This window comes from Hyphomonas sp. KY3 (genome assembly GCF_017309975.1).
GTDB lineage: Bacteria > Pseudomonadota > Alphaproteobacteria > Caulobacterales > Hyphomonadaceae > Hyphomonas.
The window spans coordinates 3,425,200-3,440,864 of record NZ_CP022271.1 but is presented as its reverse complement, the minus strand read 5'-3'; the positions used below and the strand labels follow the sequence as shown (position 1 = coordinate 3,440,864).

Genomic DNA, 15,665 nt, shown 5'->3' with positions numbered 1-15,665 from the left:
AATTTTCAAAACTATATCGAATGATCTGGACCGGCGGCTTCAGATTGTGTCGCCGTTCCGTACCCCGAAAGTTCCCTAGAATGTATACCGGGCGCCGAACAGGAAGTTCCGGCCGGTATGATGGTAGAGGGTCGGGAGATTGAGCTGGTCAAATGTCTGATGCTCGAACTCATCCGTCAGATTGATGCCCTCAAAGGTCAGGTCGAGCTGATCTGTCAGCGCGTATGACATCGACAGATCCACGTTGTAGGTCGATGCGACACCCCGCTCCTCGCGACCTTCGGTGCGTCCCGAACTATTTGGAGCTCGGGTTTGGTATTCATCCCGATACGCACCGGATACGCGTGCCGAGAACCGGTCTGTCTCATAGTACAGAGTCATGTTGTGCGAGATTTCCGAGAAGTTTCTGATTTCGTCGGAATCGACATAGGTTAGGTTCCCTACAAATCCGGCATTCTGTAGAAGACCCGGCAGGAAGAAGAAGGGTTGCTGGTACACAAGTTCCAGACCCTGGATCGAGGCTTCTCCACCATTTGCCACCTGGCTGACCGCGACGATCGGATCAAGCCCGTTCGCCAGATCTTCTCCCAGTGGGCTGGTCGAAGAGGCCACGCTGGCCGGCAGACCGAGTGAACTGAAAGCCACTTCGTTGCTGGCAGGGGTCAGGAAGAAGGATTCCACGTCCTTGTAGAAGAACGACACAGCCAGAAGGCTCTCCTCTGCAAAATACCATTCGGCGCTGAGGTCAAAAGCTGTGGCCCGGTAGGGATCGAGCTCAGGATTTCCGATGCTGAATGTATATGGCTCGCCGCTGAACGTATCGAGGCTACCGCCCGGTGTCAGATTTCCGAGCGATGGTCGGGCCATGACTTTGGCGACGCCAGCGCGGAACTGAATTTGGTCGGAGGCTTCCAGAACAAGGTTCAGCGCCGGAAGGAAATCTGTATAGGAGTTTTCCACCGTGCGGAGCGCAAGTCCGCCACTGCCAGGCACATAACCCGAAGCAGTGGTAGTCGTTTCAACATACCGCGCACCGATATCTCCACGGAGATTCATGCCTGACAGGTCGGTTTCGAAGTCGAGCTGGACGTAGCCGCCCAAGTCTTCTTCTTCGACCGAACGGTTGCTTTGAGGCCTTGAGCCGATGTCCCCTGTGATATCCAGGATGCCGCTCAAGTCGATGGCGGCGTCCCAATTGGCGCTAACCCACGACGTATCGTTGGAGCCGTAGTCCAATCCGTTTCCATAACCGCTTACCAGTCCAACCAAGTCACCACTGACGACTGGCGGCTCGGTGAAGCCGTCGAGATCTGCGACATTGCCGTCGATACGGATTTCGCGTGTCGAGAAGTCATATTTCTTGAAACTCAGTCCACCCGACAATGTCATGGTTGGGGAGAAGTCATAATACAGATCGGCCCGGACGGTCTCGAAATCATTGTCAGACCCCTGAGGGCGATTCCGGAACTGCGTGAACAGGAATTGGGACGGATCCGTTACATCCGTGTTGCCATAGCTGATGGCCGGGAGATTCAAATCGTTCCGAAAATCATAGCTATAACCTTCGACCGGGTTGGCAGCGTCAAAGAAAACTGTCGCCTGAACCGGGTTATCAAAGCTGGATGAGGACTGACCTGCAAAGAAAGAACCCCGCAGCGTGTCGGAGAAGTCGTGTTCGACTTCGAGTGTCAGCTGCGTGAACTCGGTCGTGTAGTAGTCCCGGCGATGTTCGCTGCGCATCGGGATGATGCCGTTGCTCGTATCGGCGAGGACATCGCCTTGCAGATAGTCCAGAACGCCATCGCTATTCACGTTGTAGTCCGTTACCGCAATATTGTCGGTATTCGATCGTACGAAGACCTGCAGGAACTCTTCGTCGCGCTGTGCATCCAGCTCAGAGTAGAGTCCTTCCACCGTGATTGTGGTCCGGTCAGTTGGACGGAATTGTAGTGCGCCGGTTAGACCGGTGCGTTCCTGATCATAAGTGAGGCGACCATAGCGCGGGATGCGCGCATAATAGGAGTTGCGGACTTCCTCACAGGCAGCTGGCATCGGGTCCGCGCCAATACAGCCTGCGCCGTTCACAGAACGGAATGTGCCTTGATCATCAAATCGGACAGAAGAAAAGCCTTCTTCGCGGATTGTGCGGTCTTGAAATGCTGCAGAAACCAGCGCGCCAAACGTGCCAGTGTCGTTCTTGTAGGAAGCTAGGCCGGCAAGGCGAGGCGACGTGTCTTCTACGAGATCATTGTAGAGGGCCTGTGCGGATGCCGAGAAGGTCCACCCATCGTCATAGTCCAGAGGACGCGCCGTCTGAAGTTCGACAACTGCACCAAGCGATCCTTCCTCAATGGACGAGGACTGTGACTTTCGAACAACCAGTTGGCTGAACAACTCGGACGCAAATGTATTGAAATCGAACGAGCGGCTGCGGTTTGTACCACCAGAGGCGTCTGATCCACCACCGGTGGACAAGGCGTCCATACCGTTGATGCGCACACGCGTGAAGTCGCCCGAGAGGCCTCGCACCGTGATGCGTCGACCTTCGCCAGCCTGACGATCAATCGCGATGCCGGGAATGCGCTGAAGCGATTCAGCGAGGTTCAGGTCTGGAAAAGCGGCAATGTCTTCAGCGACGATGGCATCGACCACTCCGGTCGATTGTTTCTTGAGATCAAGTGCTTCAGCAAGTGAATCACGGAAACCGGTTACCACGACACTGTCGAGTACTTGGTCTGCCTCATCTGCCGATGGTTCATCTATGGTTTCCTGCGCATACGCTATGGAACCTGACAGCATTAGGCTGGCCAGGGACGCGCCCGCAAGGATTCTGACTCTGGTGGATACCCGCATTCTAATTTTCCTCCCGATATTTATTTTATCACCGAATGACACCGGTGTCAGGAATGGTTATCCTATTTCACCCCGCTGTTCAAGTCTGTCTCGTTTCGATTCGTGATCCGAGGTTGGGCTTGCTTGGCGTAATTCTGCTCATCGGGGGTGCCGACGGCTCTCTGTTTCATGGGTATCGGATTCCATATTCAACTGGGAATCGCCACGCGCCGTGGGCCTAGGTCAGGCAACAAGTTGCTCTGTGACCCGAATAAATTCGCTCAAGCTCTCAGCCAGTTCTACTGTGAGTTTGCCGCTCTCGCTCATGTCCCGCGCGACCGATTCCAGAGAAAATGCGGCGGTTGAGACTTCTGTGTAACCGAAGCTACCGGCGCTGCCGGCAATAGAGTGAGACAATTGACGGATCTCTTCCAGCACCACTTTGCGGTCCTCTTTGTCCAAGATGGCCGCGAACTCTGCAGGTACTGTGGTGAGGTAGTCCCGATATTTGAGCTTGAGTTGCTCCATCGGATCGTTGACAGGTTGTTGCTGATGGGTGGAATCGGCCTGACCAGCCTGCTGTGTGGTGAGGGCTGAAACAAGCGCATTTAGTTGAACGATATCAATCGGCTTGGGGGCATGATCCGTCATGCCAGCTTTCATACACTCGGCGATCTGTTCGGGCAGGACATTTGCGGTCAGTGCTACAATCGGAATTTGACTGGCTGGCGCAGACAGAGCCCGAATCTCGCGTGTCGCAGCAATGCCATCGAATTCCGGCATCTGGACATCCATCAGGATGATATCATACGTGTCGCCCTTACGAAGGGACGAGAGCGCACCATGCGCCGACAGAAAGCCCTGAACCGAGTGACCGAACTTTTCGAGCCCCAATTCAATCAGTTCCAAATTCATGGCGACATCGTCAACGGCCATGATCTTGAGCTTTCCGAGTTGTGGGGTTTTGGCAGTCGAGCGGAAGTCGGACATCGGCACTTCCGCAGGTTTGAACGGCAATACCAGTTTCGCAACCGTACCCCGTCCAAGTTTGCTTTCCAGGTGCAATTCTCCCCCCATTAGCCGGGCAAGAGATCGACTTATGGAAAGCCCCAAGCCTGTGCCGCCAAACTTTCGAGTGACGCTATTGTCAGCCTGCTTGAACCCTTCAAAGACGCTTTCCAGTTTGTCATCGGGGATACCAGGCCCGGTATCTGCCACTTCAAACTTCAGCAAGTCTCCCTCCTGGGAGGCGCTGACTCGGACTGATCCTTCGGTTGTGAATTTTGCGGCATTTCCGATCAGATTGGTCAGTATCTGTTTCAGCCGAACTTCGTCAATGAGGGCGCCTTTGCTCTCCACGGCGGATGTCAACGGCACCGACCGAGAATCCCTTGCAGCGTGAACAAGGTCGATCGTATCCTGAACAAGTTGAGCAATGTCGACAGCACGCTCTTCCAACTGGATGCTTTCTGCCTCGATCTTGGAGTAATCCAGAATATCGTTGACTATATCTTTCAATAGGCGCCCGGCCTTCATCGTGCGGGTAGTGAACAGCCTTTGCTCTTCATTCAGATCCGTCTGCTCCAACAATTGCGTGAAGCCAAGAATACCATTCAGGGGCGTACGAATTTCGTGGCTCATATTCGAGAGGAACTCCGCTTTTGCCTTGCCAGCAGCTTCGGCTTCAGCGCGGGCTTCGGCCAAGGCCTGCTCCCTTTCCTTGCGATCCGTGATGTCCCGGAAGGTCGATATTACCTCGCGGGGGCGACCATCCTCACCCTGAATGAGCTTCGGATTTCCCTCCAGCCAGATCACATTGCCGTGCTTGTTCTTCACTCGAAATTCTCTTTGCACAGATGGATCAATAGCGTCATTCTGGAATAGTGATTGGGTGATTTCTGACGCACGTCCGCGGTCTTCCGGAATCGCGAAGTCCAACGTTGACAAGCCAATTGCATCTTCTGGCGAAACACCCAAAATCTCGCATGCGGGCGACGCATAGGTGATGATTCCATCCAAACCGAACTTTACAATGATGTCTGTAGAGTTCTCCGCGAGGGTCCGGTACTTGGATTCGCTATTCGCAAGTGCTTCAAGTACAACCTGCTCGTCTGTGACATCCTTGAACACGCCGAACACTCGCTCGACCTTCCCGGTCTTGTCCACAAGAAAATCTCCGATAGAGCGCACGCGCCGCCTCTTGCCATCCGACTTTCGAACTATCGTGGCTTGAAATTCCCAGCCTACGGCGTTGTTGACAGCGCGCTCGACCAGAGCCCGCACACGATCGCGGTCTTCCTCTGCGTAGAACATTATCGCGTCGCCATACATCGGGTTGAATTCTTCTTTTGTGACGCCGTGAATTGCATAAACTTCCGGCGACCAGTCCACTTCCTGAGTGGATGGGTTCAGAGTCCAGTGACCTACGCCCGCCATACGCTCGGCCAAGTGAGCCTTTGTCAGCATCTCCTGTTGTTCGCGTGACTTGCTCGACAAGCGTTCTCGAGACCGTCTGATATGATTGATCAGTCGACGGCGGTCCGAAGAGGCTGCTCCGACAGCGAGCCCGAGAATGGAGTTTGTCGCCAAGAATAGTTGAAGTGCCAGAATCTTGGAAGTGAATTCGGCTGACATCAAGTGTACTGGGCCAGTGCCAGCCAACGTGAACGGCAAAGCGATTGCCGTGATCGTGAGTAGTCCAATGGCGGCCGCTTTTACGCCTCCCCCAAAGGCGAGGAATACGAGCGCGGGGGGTACGAGAAAGAGGAATGGATAGTCGCTCTGGGCGAAAACGAAGAAAGTCGTCGCACACAATAGCCCCAGCTTGAGAATGTATTGAAGGTCAGGCGACGTGCTGACGAATTTTTTCGAGCGATCCGCCAAAGACCAGATTATCGGAGTGAACAGAACTATGCCCAGAAAGTCTGCTGAGAACCATACGAGGGCTTCAGAGAGCACGAGGGTCTCTCCACTCGTGAACAATCCTGTTGCAGCCATAAGGGATGACAAGAGGCTGCCGACGAATCCGCCCATGATCAAAGTAGAAATTCCCGCCAGGCTGATGAACCGTATTTTGCGCTGGTACATGAAAATAAAGGCGACGCAGCAGACTTCTGCTACGTTTGCCAGAGCCAGAATGAACGCCCGGAGAACCGGGTCTCCTGAATAGATGTTTGCGAGCACCAGCGCGGTCATCATTGCCGTGAGAAGGGGAATCCAGTTCCTGCGCGGGTTCTTCAAAAGCAAGACGATCAGGATTGCATTCGCTGGCCAGACGGCGGCCACACGCCCAGCGCCGCGCGTTAACTCGATCATCGCGACGGCAACGACGAAAATGACGATTCCGACACCTAGGCTTCTAGCCAACATGCCGAGGCGGCTGGTGGCGCGACTGGTTTTTCTAGTGGCTGATGAGGTGTTAGGAGCTGCGCTTGGCATGGATCAGATCCGTGTTTGTGTTGCCGTCTTGCAGTCCGCATGCAGACGGATTGTGTGATTGCCCGTGCTCTGCCGCAGGCGAATTCATGCGGAAGCTGCCCGGCATGGAGACATTTTCAATCAGAATGTAGCCAACGCAACACGGCGCTCACAGCTGTGCCTGTGCAAATACCCGGAAATCGCCTTTGGTTCAGCAGTACTGATCTCTTCAGAAAGATCACAGGGTGGGCGATCGCCATAACTGACCTGACAAATTGGTACCTGTATCCCCATCGTGTGTCCCCTAACTCGGTAAATAGATGAGCTGCTGATTTGGATGGAAACTTGTTTCAATTGAGTTTAGATCATCGGTTTTCCCGCAGTGGGAGAAATTCTGTGGTACAATGCTTTGAGTACACGGCTGAATTACTCTCTTGATTGAGGCAAGGGACCAAGGGGCTAAGATGTTTTCGGATATCGTTTCTTCAGAACTCAAATCCTTGAGATCCTATGCGCAATTGTTGCTGGGATCGATTGATGCCGGCGACCAGGTAGTCTGCGATGTTTTGGGAGACTTGATCGGATCAGTCCAGGCCGCAGGCTCAACGGGCGTGGATCGGGCGTGCCTGTTTCGTCAACTTGACCACAGGCTGCATCAGATCGCCCAAGCCCATTCGGTGAATGACCGTATCCATCCCATTCTACATGGATTGGAGGTCGTGGACCGGCGAGTGCTGTTATTGTCCATAATCGGCGGATTTGGGACGGAGGATTTGGCGCGGATCACCGGTTTACATGTTGATGAGGTCACCCACATTATTGCTCGTGTTGAGCCAGTTGTTGCAGCTGCCTCACGTACCGGCGTGCTGATCATCGAAGATGAGCCCTATATGGCGGAGCTGCTTTCCGTGCTGGTGGAGCAAACTGGTCATTGGGTCGCTGGAATTGCTTATACGCGCGACGAAGCCATGACCTTTGCAGAAAAGCGGGACATTGGATTAATCCTCTCGGATATAGATTTGGGCAACGACGTCTGTGGCTGGACAGTCGTTCACAAAATTCGCGAAACTCTCGGCTATAGGGTGCCGACTATTTTCATTACGGCGCACCCCGAGCGGTTGGAGGAAGACGGGTGTGAGAATCGGGATGGGGTGGTACCAAAGCCGTTCGATATCTGGCGCGTACGGGAAGCTGTGAACAACGCCGTGCACGTGAACGCATCCATTTTTGCCTAATGTGGCTGAGTTCGACGGAGTTCTCCTAAGGCAGGACCGCGTCGTCGCGTAGGTCACTGTTGGTCGACGCGATTTTGACGCTGACAACATATGCCTTTTCGTTTTCCATATTGGCAAGGATCAGGCCGGCTTGGTCGCTCGGGATGAGCCGCAAGAAGCCCGCCGCGAAGCCGGCGTCCATTTGGTTGAAGATCCCTGCGGCCTGATCTGGTTTCATTGCGCCGTACATCTGGGCAAGGTGCTGGATGTCCTCATTGGCCGCCTCTGCCATGCGTTGCCATCTATCATCCAACTGGATCTGGATCGATTTGAGGTCTTCCGCCTGCTGGTCCAGTTCCATCTTCCGATTCTGAAACTGAATTTCTTCGGCCCGCAGGTCAGAAATGCGTTGCTCGATAGTCTTCTGGTCTTGCTCCATCGCTTCGACGAGGTCGCCTGTAAGGCAAACCTTCCGCACAGTATCGGAATCGTCGACATAGCTCTTGGGCAGCACGTCAGATGGACGGCTGCTGAGTGATTCCGCACCTGTCGTTGCAAACGCCTGGGGCAACCACCGGGTCCCGCCTGCGATCGTGAACAAGGCACCGATCGTCAGAAGAACATGAGTGCGTCCGCTACTCTTTATGCCCATAGCTCTCATATACCCTTTTGGTCTTGATCGTATCATCGTCTTCGAAAAGATAGTCGGAACTGTCCAGACTGGAGGCTGCTTGGTTAGCGACGGCTTCAAGGCGCTTGGTCAGCCGCGTGATCTCCGCGACCCTATCTGATGACTGAGCAAGTGCGTCGCGTACTGTTGTGCGAATCTCGGCATCAGCTGCCTGAATCTTGCGGGAAATCTCCCGATCCTTCATTTCGAGTGCATCTTTCAACTCCGTCAGCTTCTTGCCAGCGTCATGCGCCTCAGTGAGGATTGCGGTAAGTCGAACTGCTATTTCTCCAGATTGAGCCTTCGCTTCGTGTCGCGCTGATGAAACTGCGGCGACTGATTCGGACATGGCGCGAATGGATGCGCCCAAGCCATCCTTGGTATTTTGCAGGGCCTTGAGCCTGCGGCTGAGCAGGGCACAGTAGAGGCAAGCCGCAAACGAAACGAGAAAGAGCGCTATGTCGGAGGGATCTAGAGGCATCATCTTACCGTAGCAGGAATTCGGTTACGAGCACGCCGTGCGAAGCATCCGCACCGAGCACAATTTCGGATCGCATTGCGAGTTGCTCCCTCATCTTCGGGTAGAAGTCAGCTGACTCGAAATCAGAGAGCTGAAGTGCACGGAGGTAGCCGACGAAAGCATCGACCAGCATGGGTTCGGCTTTCTTTACCGCGCTGACATGACTGTTGTCTGAGATGACAGAAGTCTTGATCTTAACATAGCGAGTGGCCGGCTCATTACCTATCGTGACAAGGATTTCTTGCAACTCTACATAGACGTGATCTTCCAGCGCGAGCGGCGTATGAGCCGGCTTGCCACCTTCGCCTGGCGCACATGCAAGTGCTGCCGCAGGGGCATTGGGCGACAGGAAATAGACGATCCCGAATGCGCCAGCCATGCTGACGACAGCCAACACCACAAGCGGGATCAACCCACCACCGGAAGACTTTTCTTCAGGAAGTTCTGTGTTCGCGTCAGAGGCCAAAACGTTACCCAATAAAAAATTGCTGCTGACAAAGGCTTATTAATTTCTGGGTAAAGGAAGCGTTAATGATTTCGCGGAAAATATTAACCAATGGAATGATGGCGTTGGGATCGGGGTTTTCTGGCCTATGAAACTTTTAGACACACTGAAGGCGCTATCAACGGCGCAGAAACTCGCACTTGTGGGTGCAGTTGCCGGTGTGGTCTTCGCCATGTCGTTGCTCGTTCAAGGTGCGGTCAAGCAGCCCATGGGCCTGTTGTATGCCGGACTGGACCCGATGCACACCGGTGAAGTGATCGCTGAGCTCGAAAAGCGCGGCGTCGAATATGAGATCCGCGGCGAGGCGATCTTTGTTCCGAACTCCGATCGCGACTCGGTTCGTTTTGCGCTGGCCAAGGACGGGCTGCCGCAGCAGTCTGTCAGCGGTTATGAGCTGCTTGATGATGTGAATGGCTTCTCGATCACGTCGGAAATGTACAATGCGACTTACTGGCGAGCGAAGGAAGGCGAACTGACCCGCACCGTGCTGGCCATTCCGGGTGTATCATCCGCGCGAGTGCATATCGGTGCCAGCCTTCGATCGGGTTTTTCCCGATCCGGCCCATCACAGACTGCATCCGTGACCTTGGTTTCCAGCAACCGGATCAGTGCGAGCCAGGCTGAGGCGATCCAGTACCTCGTCGCCCTCGCCGTGTCCGGACTCGATCCGGCCGATGTAGCCGTGATCGATCCGAAGCGAGGTATGCTGGCGGGGCCCAATATCGACCGCATGGAAGAACCGGGAATCGTCGCCGAGGGCCAGTCGAGCACTCTGGAACAAAAGATTTTGCGCTTGCTGGAGGCCCGTGTCGGTCCGGGCAATGCGCGCGTGTCCGTGACGGTTGATGTCAATCGCCAACGCCAGCGCGTGTCCGAAGTGGTGTTTGACCCGAATTCACGCGTAATTCGCAATCGCACCAGCAATGACACCAGCGAAGCCAGCGGTGGTGGGGGCGGAGGTGTCACCGTGTCCAGTAATCTGCCGCAAGGAGCCGGAAGCCAGGGCGGCGGCAACAGCACGGTGAAAAACTCGACCGAGAGTGTTGTCTACGACATCAATGAGACACGCCGTGAAACCGAAACATTACCGGGTGAAATCGAACGTATTTCTGTTGCTGTACTGCTAAACGAACAAGTCCTCGGTTTTGATGCCAACGCCGAAGATTCTGCTCCCTTGATGCGCAGCTTGGTGGCCGATTTTGAACAATTGATCCTTTCTGGTGCCGGCCTTAACGCTGATCGGGGGGACTCTCTGACCGTAGACTTGATGCCGTTTCAGGAACTGGAGGTCGAAGAGCTCACACCCGCTCCCGGTCTCGTCGAGACCCTTACGGAGCGCTATTTCTGGTCTGCCTTGCAAGCCATTCTGCTGGGTTTGGTTGTGATTGTTCTGGGCTTCGGCGTTGTCCGGCCCTTACTGGCTCAGGGAGCGAAATCTGATCTGGGCACTGACGCAGGTGCAATCGCAGGCACGACCCCGGCGCTTACGAACGATCCAGTCGACCCCTTGGATTATCTTAAAGACTATACTCGGGAGCGCCAGGATGAAACAGCAAGCCTGCTTCAGGAGTGGCTGAACGAAGACCGGAAGGCGCTGGTCAATGAGTGAGTCGCCTTTCGCCAACCTGCCGAGATTTGACCAGACTACTGACGATACGGCTGGCACCGCCAGTACAATGGCGGATACTGTAACCGCTGTAGATTTTCATGAGCCCGAGGCGCCAGCCGAGATTGTGCCGGCGCTCGATCCGAATGTGGAAGTTCTCTTGACGCGATTGTCGGAAGAGATTGAGCGTACGAATGATCTTCTGCTTGTTCAAACAACGAACTGGGTTACCGCGATAGCGGAAAAGTTGTTCCCGGAACTTTCAAAAATGTTCTTGGCAGAAGAGATTGGTCGACAATTGCCAAGCCTGTTACCGGAATCGGCAAATCGAGTGGAAATCACGGCTCCCGAGCTTCTTGCAAATGACATTCAGGGTGTTGTTCAGCGCTCAAATAAACTTGCCAACCGGTGCCTCGTTTCTCCGACGCCTGCATCCGAGCGCCAGGGTGTGGAAGTGTCCTGGGTGACGGGCGGATTGTCGTTGGAATTCGACGGGTTGCTGGAGGCCTGCCTTGGCCGACTGCAGTCTATGCAAACGAATCAGAAGGAAACATTGTGATGGCTATTCCCGAAATGACGCCTTCGGACGAAAACATGATTGAGCAGGATGAGGCCTTGCCGGGCGGCAAAGTCTATCGATCCATCTATAACGTCCCGGTCAATGTGATCGTCTCCATCGGCCAGAAGCGTCTGACCGTTTCTGAAATACTGGATTTGAAACCGGATTCCGTGATCGCGCTCGCGGCGCGCATAGAAGACCCTGTATCTCTTTCGGTAGACAACCGGCTCATCGCGCGAGGCGAGTTGATTGAGACGGAGGAGGGTGGTTTAGGCGTAAAAATCACGGAGATCGCGGAGGATCCCGATGCTAAGGGGACTTGAACACCTGCCGCGTTTTGCTGGCGGCTTGTTCATACTAATTCTCCTGTATGCGCTTTCCGGCGCAGCTTACGCGCAATCCGTTGATCCAGCTCAGATAACCATTCCGGATGGATTCCTTGGGAATGGCGGCGAGGGCGGACTCAGCGGCTCTGTCGTACTACTGCTTGTTTTGGTGACAGTGCTCAGTCTGGCGCCAGGCATCGCCATGATGGCGACCTGTCTGCCATTCATGATTATTGTCTTTTCATTTCTGCGTCAGGCCATCGGCGTACAGCAAGCGCCTCCAAACATGCTCATTATGGCGCTTGCCATGTTCCTCACCTTCTTCGTCATGGAGCCAACCTTCATGGAAGCATGGTCTTCAGGCATCTCTCCATACATGGAGGGTACAATTGACGAGGGACAGGCCTGGACGGCCGCGACAACGCCTTTCCGTGAATTCATGACGGCCCGTGTCGATCCAGAAACCATCCCTGTTCTTGCCGATGCGGTGAACCGCCCTGTGGTGGAAGGGGAGGAGCCAACATTCGCTCTGCTTTCGACGGCATTCATGTTGTCCGAGATCAAGCACGCATTTCAGATCGGCTTCGTAATTTTCCTGCCATTCCTTGTTATTGATCTGGTCGTCTCATCTGTTCTGATGGCAGTCGGCATGATGATGGTGCCGCCGACCGTGGTTTCGCTTCCTTTTAAGGTTGGATTCATAGTTCTGGCGGATGGCTGGTTGAAGATAACGGAAGCACTTTTGCGAGGATATGCCGGATGAGTTCGGTCGTAGAGTTGAAACAACCGACACAAAGGCAGGCTGTAGCCAGAACAGGGCCACAGACTGGCTCCTCGCGCATTGCGGGTCTGACGCGTGCACAGAAGGCTGCTGTGGTCATTGCCATGCTTGGTGAAGCCGAGGCACGTCCCATCGTTGAGCGTCTTGATGACCAGACCATGGCCCAGGTTGCTGCTGCGTTGGAAACAGTTTCCAAACTTCCTCGGGAGCAGCTTGTTGAGATTGCAATCGACTTCCTGAAAGAATTGCGCGCCGCGAGCGGTTCGTTCTCCGGAGGACAGGACAAGGCTCGTGAAGTCATCGCGAACATCCTCGATCAGAAACGCTATGATCAGATATACGGTACTGGCGAGCCACAACAGGAAGTTGTGGTGGAAGAGGTTGGCGACACCTGGGAGCGGCTTGAGAATTATGATGCGCAACAGGTCGCAACCTATTTTCTGACACTGACCCCCAATATCATCGCTCTAATCCTGCGCCGATTGGATGTCGCTGCGGCATCGGAAATTGTCGGCTTTCTGGGTGAGGAGCAACTGGACCCGGTGGTCGGTCATTTGGTCGAGGATGAGGCGCCAGACCCGGAAATCTATTCCGTGCTTGCCCACATGGTCGAGATTGAATTGCTGAACAATACTGAAGCTGGTCCGGGCGCAACCGAAGATACGGCTCACTTGGAATCCATTGGTGAAATGCTCAGCCTTGTCCCGAGTGACAAGCGTGATCGGATCATGGCCTTCCTCAGTAGCGAGCATGAAGGCAAGATGAAAAGCATCGAGCGGGTCATGTTTACCATCAGCAGCCTGCCAGAAATTTTGCCCCGAGAAGCTGTTGCAATTGTATTCCGGGAACTTGGCGAAGAGACAATGGTCCAACTCCTTGCGAGTCTCCGCGAGGGTGGATCGGAAGTTTCGGATTATTTGCTCAGCAACATCTCGTCGCGCTTGGCGGACCAGTATCGCCTACAGCTCGAAGACGTGGGAAAAATATCTGCTGAGAAGGGCGAGAAGCTCCAACGTCAGTTCCTGATGTCCCTGATGACCCTCAAGCGGGAAGGGGCGATCAAGGTCGGCAAGCCTGAAGAAGACGAGGCCGAGTAGGGCCTGACACGAATAAGTTCCTGTCCAACTTGTCTTACCAGTTCAACGGATGATCAGGTCTGCGTGAAGGGCGCCCGCTGCTTTCATTGTGCGAATGATATCGGCAGTTTCCTGAGGCGTAACCCCTAGCGCATTCAGCCCAGATATCAGCTCTGAGAGTGACACGTTTGGGTTCAGCATCGCAATATTCTTACTGCCGGTCTGGCCGATTGTGATGCGTGAGCGGGGCAGGGCGATGGACTCGCCTCGCGCAAACGGATTCGGCTGGGACACAACGGGGCTTTCCACCACCTTGATAGAGATGTTGCCCTGAGCAATCGCAACTTTGGAAATGGTGACATCCTCGCCAAGTACGATCGTACCGGATTTCTCATCAATCACTATTCGCGCCGGCACAGACACGCTGACGGGCAAGTTTTCGATATCTGCGAGGATACGGGAGGGCGTCCCATTGATCCCGCGAAGGTCCAGATCAATCGTGCCAGGATCACGAGTATAGGCGATCTGAGCACCATAGGCCGAGTTGATGACGTCTTCGATGCGGGCGGCTGTCGTGAAATCCGGATCGCGCAGGGCGAGTGTCAGGCTCTCGCGGTCATTGAAGTCATAGCCGATTTCACGCTCGATGCGGGCCCCATTCGGGATGGCGCCTGCTGTCGGCGTACCACGCGTTTCGCGTGCGGCGGCGGCTTGAACATCAATACCAGAGACGATGATGCTACCTTGAGCGACCGCATAAACTTCATTGTCTGCGCCCTTCAGGGGCGTGAGGATCAGGGTGCCGCCCTCAAGGCTCTTGGCGTCTCCGATCGAGGCGACCGATATGTCTATGGTCGATCCATTACGTGCAAAGGAGGGTAGCGTGGCTGTCACAAGAACAGCTGCGGCATTGTTGGGCTTGATATCCTCACCTTGGACATTCACGCCAAGGCGCTCAAGCATGTATGTCAGCGAGTCTTCTGTGAACGGTGAGTTTCGAACTGAATCGCCCGTGCCATTGAGGCCGACCACGATACCATATCCGATAAGATCGTTTTGCCGCACGCCTTCAACATCGACGATATCCCGAAGGCGGGTTTGCGCATCGGCAGGGGCGGAACCCCCGAAGAGACCAAAGCAGAGCGCGGCGATGAGGAGTGTTTTCCGAAGCATCATTTTTAGCCCAGATAATTCAGGAGTGACAGTTGGGACAGGCGGGCAGTAATCAGATAAGACGCTTCCAACGTCGTCTGCAGCGATTGCAGCTCCGTTGCGGCTTCATACTGGTCTCGCGCAGTCAGATCGTTGAATGACGCAGTCAGTAGTGTTTCTTCCGTGTCGAGCGTTTTTTGTTCGATCGCATTCCGCTCTTCATATACGCCGAGATCTGCCCGTAGATTGGTGATTTGCGTTTCGCTCGACGACAGGCTCAGAGATGTCTCCTGAACAAGCGTTTTGTAACCGTCCAAAGAGGCGAGTGGGCCATCCGGACCCGAGATTGCCAATACGGCCAAATCTCTGATGAGCGACTTGATTGCGTCATTATCTGCGGTGACGCTCTCCGGGTCGGACGCGGTCGTGCTGCCTTGGTAGATATTCTGCAACCAACCGCCTGTTGGCGAGGTAAAATAGTCATCCAACTGAGTCGCGAAGTCGGCACTGTCGGTTGCGCTATCCGCAATCAGCTCGATGTCAGCCAAAAGTGCGGACTGATCGGAAAAGGGAAGCGTGGATGTAGCGTCTCCTGCGAAGAGGAAGCGGTCTCCATATCGCGCATTCAGAGACGAGAGCGACGCGGACAGGGCGGCCTTTGCGTCCCGTGCTGCAATACCCACATCTGTTTCATGCTCGCCGCCGATAGCGCTCAGCATGTTTGCGGCGATGCCACTTGAACTCTCTTGAACCGTGCCCAGGCTTGTTTGGATCAGCGACAGTCGGCTCGCGCGCAGGTTGAGGACTTCGCGATCAGTTGAGATGTCTGCCAGCGCCTTCTGACCAAGCATGGCCTTACCGATCCGGCCGGATAGATGAAGCGTAAGGTCCTCATATCGACCCGTCGTGGCCTCGGTCGATGTTTTGCCGATCTGGGTCCGCAATTCAGAAATGTGCTGACCGAGGCTGGCAGTCATCAGGCCGGAGGAAATAGAGAAGCGGTCCAT

General features: G+C 54.7%; 13 protein-coding genes. 6 read left to right on the top strand and 7 right to left on the bottom strand.

Annotated features, from left to right (window positions below):
* Positions 1 to 75: 75 nt before the first annotated feature.
* A complete protein-coding gene (locus CFA77_RS16555; protein WP_206991621.1) occupies positions 76 to 2,853 on the bottom strand; it encodes a TonB-dependent receptor in 2,778 nt (925 codons plus the stop codon).
* A 222-nt stretch (positions 2,854 to 3,075) separates the two neighbouring features.
* Positions 3,076 to 6,270, bottom strand: coding sequence for a PAS domain S-box protein (locus tag CFA77_RS16550; protein ID WP_206991620.1), 3,195 nt, complete (start codon positions 6,268 to 6,270; stop codon positions 3,076 to 3,078).
* A 443-nt stretch (positions 6,271 to 6,713) separates the two neighbouring features.
* On the opposite strand from CFA77_RS16550, the gene CFA77_RS16545 reads away from it, so the two are divergent.
* Entirely contained in the window at positions 6,714 to 7,484 is a 771-nt protein-coding gene (locus tag CFA77_RS16545; RefSeq protein WP_206991619.1) for a response regulator, read from the top strand.
* 25 nt (positions 7,485 to 7,509) lie between these two features.
* Here CFA77_RS16545 and CFA77_RS16540 read toward each other — a convergent pair whose 3' ends face one another.
* Genes CFA77_RS16540 through fliL form a run of 3 tightly spaced genes read right to left on the bottom strand, consistent with a single transcriptional unit; the run spans position 7,510 to position 9,131 of the window.
* Positions 7,510 to 8,115: a MotE family protein gene (locus CFA77_RS16540; RefSeq protein ID WP_051607780.1), complete on the bottom strand. Its 606-nt coding sequence runs from the start codon at positions 8,113 to 8,115 to the stop codon at positions 7,510 to 7,512.
* A complete protein-coding gene (locus CFA77_RS16535; protein WP_206991618.1) occupies positions 8,099 to 8,617 on the bottom strand; it encodes a hypothetical protein in 519 nt (172 codons plus the stop codon). Before CFA77_RS16535 ends, CFA77_RS16540 begins: the two co-directional genes overlap by 17 nt.
* A gap of 1 nt (position 8,618) precedes the next feature.
* Positions 8,619 to 9,131 (bottom strand): flagellar basal body-associated protein FliL, encoded by a 513-nt coding sequence (fliL, locus tag CFA77_RS16530; protein WP_206991617.1) that lies wholly within the window; start codon positions 9,129 to 9,131, stop codon positions 8,619 to 8,621.
* A 115-nt stretch (positions 9,132 to 9,246) separates the two neighbouring features.
* Here fliL and fliF point away from each other — a divergent pair, with 115 nt between their 5' ends.
* From fliF to CFA77_RS16505, 5 genes are read left to right on the top strand one after another with little or no spacing between them, the layout of a single operon-like run.
* Positions 9,247 to 10,767, top strand: coding sequence for a flagellar basal-body MS-ring/collar protein FliF (gene fliF, locus CFA77_RS16525; protein ID WP_206991616.1), 1,521 nt, complete (start codon positions 9,247 to 9,249; stop codon positions 10,765 to 10,767).
* The gene (locus CFA77_RS16520; protein ID WP_206991615.1) at positions 10,760 to 11,323 is read left to right on the top strand and encodes a hypothetical protein; all 564 of its coding nucleotides are present in this window, start codon (positions 10,760 to 10,762) and stop codon (positions 11,321 to 11,323) included. The genes fliF and CFA77_RS16520 overlap by 8 nt, the downstream gene beginning before the upstream one ends.
* Positions 11,323 to 11,646 carry a FliM/FliN family flagellar motor switch protein gene (locus tag CFA77_RS16515; protein WP_206991614.1) on the top strand — a complete coding sequence of 108 codons (324 nt, stop codon included), beginning with the start codon at positions 11,323 to 11,325 and terminating at the stop codon, positions 11,644 to 11,646. Before CFA77_RS16520 ends, CFA77_RS16515 begins: the two co-directional genes overlap by 1 nt.
* A complete protein-coding gene (gene fliP / locus CFA77_RS16510) occupies positions 11,630 to 12,412 on the top strand; it encodes a flagellar type III secretion system pore protein FliP (RefSeq protein ID WP_206991613.1) in 783 nt (260 codons plus the stop codon). The genes CFA77_RS16515 and fliP overlap by 17 nt, the downstream gene beginning before the upstream one ends.
* A complete protein-coding gene (locus CFA77_RS16505) occupies positions 12,409 to 13,527 on the top strand; it encodes a FliG C-terminal domain-containing protein (protein WP_206991612.1) in 1,119 nt (372 codons plus the stop codon). Before fliP ends, CFA77_RS16505 begins: the two co-directional genes overlap by 4 nt.
* A 42-nt stretch (positions 13,528 to 13,569) precedes the next feature.
* On the opposite strand, the gene CFA77_RS16500 is transcribed toward CFA77_RS16505, so the two are convergent.
* On the bottom strand, positions 13,570 to 14,682 hold the full coding sequence (locus tag CFA77_RS16500; protein WP_242517422.1) for a flagellar basal body P-ring protein FlgI: 1,113 nt from the start codon (positions 14,680 to 14,682) through the stop codon (positions 13,570 to 13,572).
* 2 nt (positions 14,683 to 14,684) lie between these two features.
* Positions 14,685 to 15,665, bottom strand: a complete 981-nt coding sequence (locus CFA77_RS16495) for a flagellin (protein ID WP_206991611.1) — start codon at positions 15,663 to 15,665, stop codon at positions 14,685 to 14,687.

What these genes read in the sequence shown, in the direction of transcription:
- CFA77_RS16555 (WP_206991621.1), bottom strand. Translation starts at nt 2,853, where the DNA reads ATGCGGGTATCCACCAGAGTCAGAATCCTTGCGGGCGCGTCCCTGGCC.
- CFA77_RS16550 (WP_206991620.1), bottom strand. Translation starts at nt 6,270, where the DNA reads ATGCCAAGCGCAGCTCCTAACACCTCATCAGCCACTAGAAAAACCAGT.
- CFA77_RS16545 (WP_206991619.1), top strand. Translation starts at nt 6,714, where the DNA reads ATGTTTTCGGATATCGTTTCTTCAGAACTCAAATCCTTGAGATCCTAT.
- CFA77_RS16540 (WP_051607780.1), bottom strand. Translation starts at nt 8,115, where the DNA reads ATGGGCATAAAGAGTAGCGGACGCACTCATGTTCTTCTGACGATCGGT.
- CFA77_RS16535 (WP_206991618.1), bottom strand. Translation starts at nt 8,617, where the DNA reads ATGATGCCTCTAGATCCCTCCGACATAGCGCTCTTTCTCGTTTCGTTT.
- fliF (WP_206991616.1), top strand. Translation starts at nt 9,247, where the DNA reads ATGAAACTTTTAGACACACTGAAGGCGCTATCAACGGCGCAGAAACTC.
- CFA77_RS16520 (WP_206991615.1), top strand. Translation starts at nt 10,760, where the DNA reads ATGAGTGAGTCGCCTTTCGCCAACCTGCCGAGATTTGACCAGACTACT.
- CFA77_RS16515 (WP_206991614.1), top strand. Translation starts at nt 11,323, where the DNA reads ATGGCTATTCCCGAAATGACGCCTTCGGACGAAAACATGATTGAGCAG.
- fliP (WP_206991613.1), top strand. Translation starts at nt 11,630, where the DNA reads ATGCTAAGGGGACTTGAACACCTGCCGCGTTTTGCTGGCGGCTTGTTC.
- CFA77_RS16505 (WP_206991612.1), top strand. Translation starts at nt 12,409, where the DNA reads ATGAGTTCGGTCGTAGAGTTGAAACAACCGACACAAAGGCAGGCTGTA.
- CFA77_RS16500 (WP_242517422.1), bottom strand. Translation starts at nt 14,682, where the DNA reads ATGATGCTTCGGAAAACACTCCTCATCGCCGCGCTCTGCTTTGGTCTC.
- CFA77_RS16495 (WP_206991611.1), bottom strand. Translation starts at nt 15,665, where the DNA reads ATGGACCGCTTCTCTATTTCCTCCGGCCTGATGACTGCCAGCCTCGGT.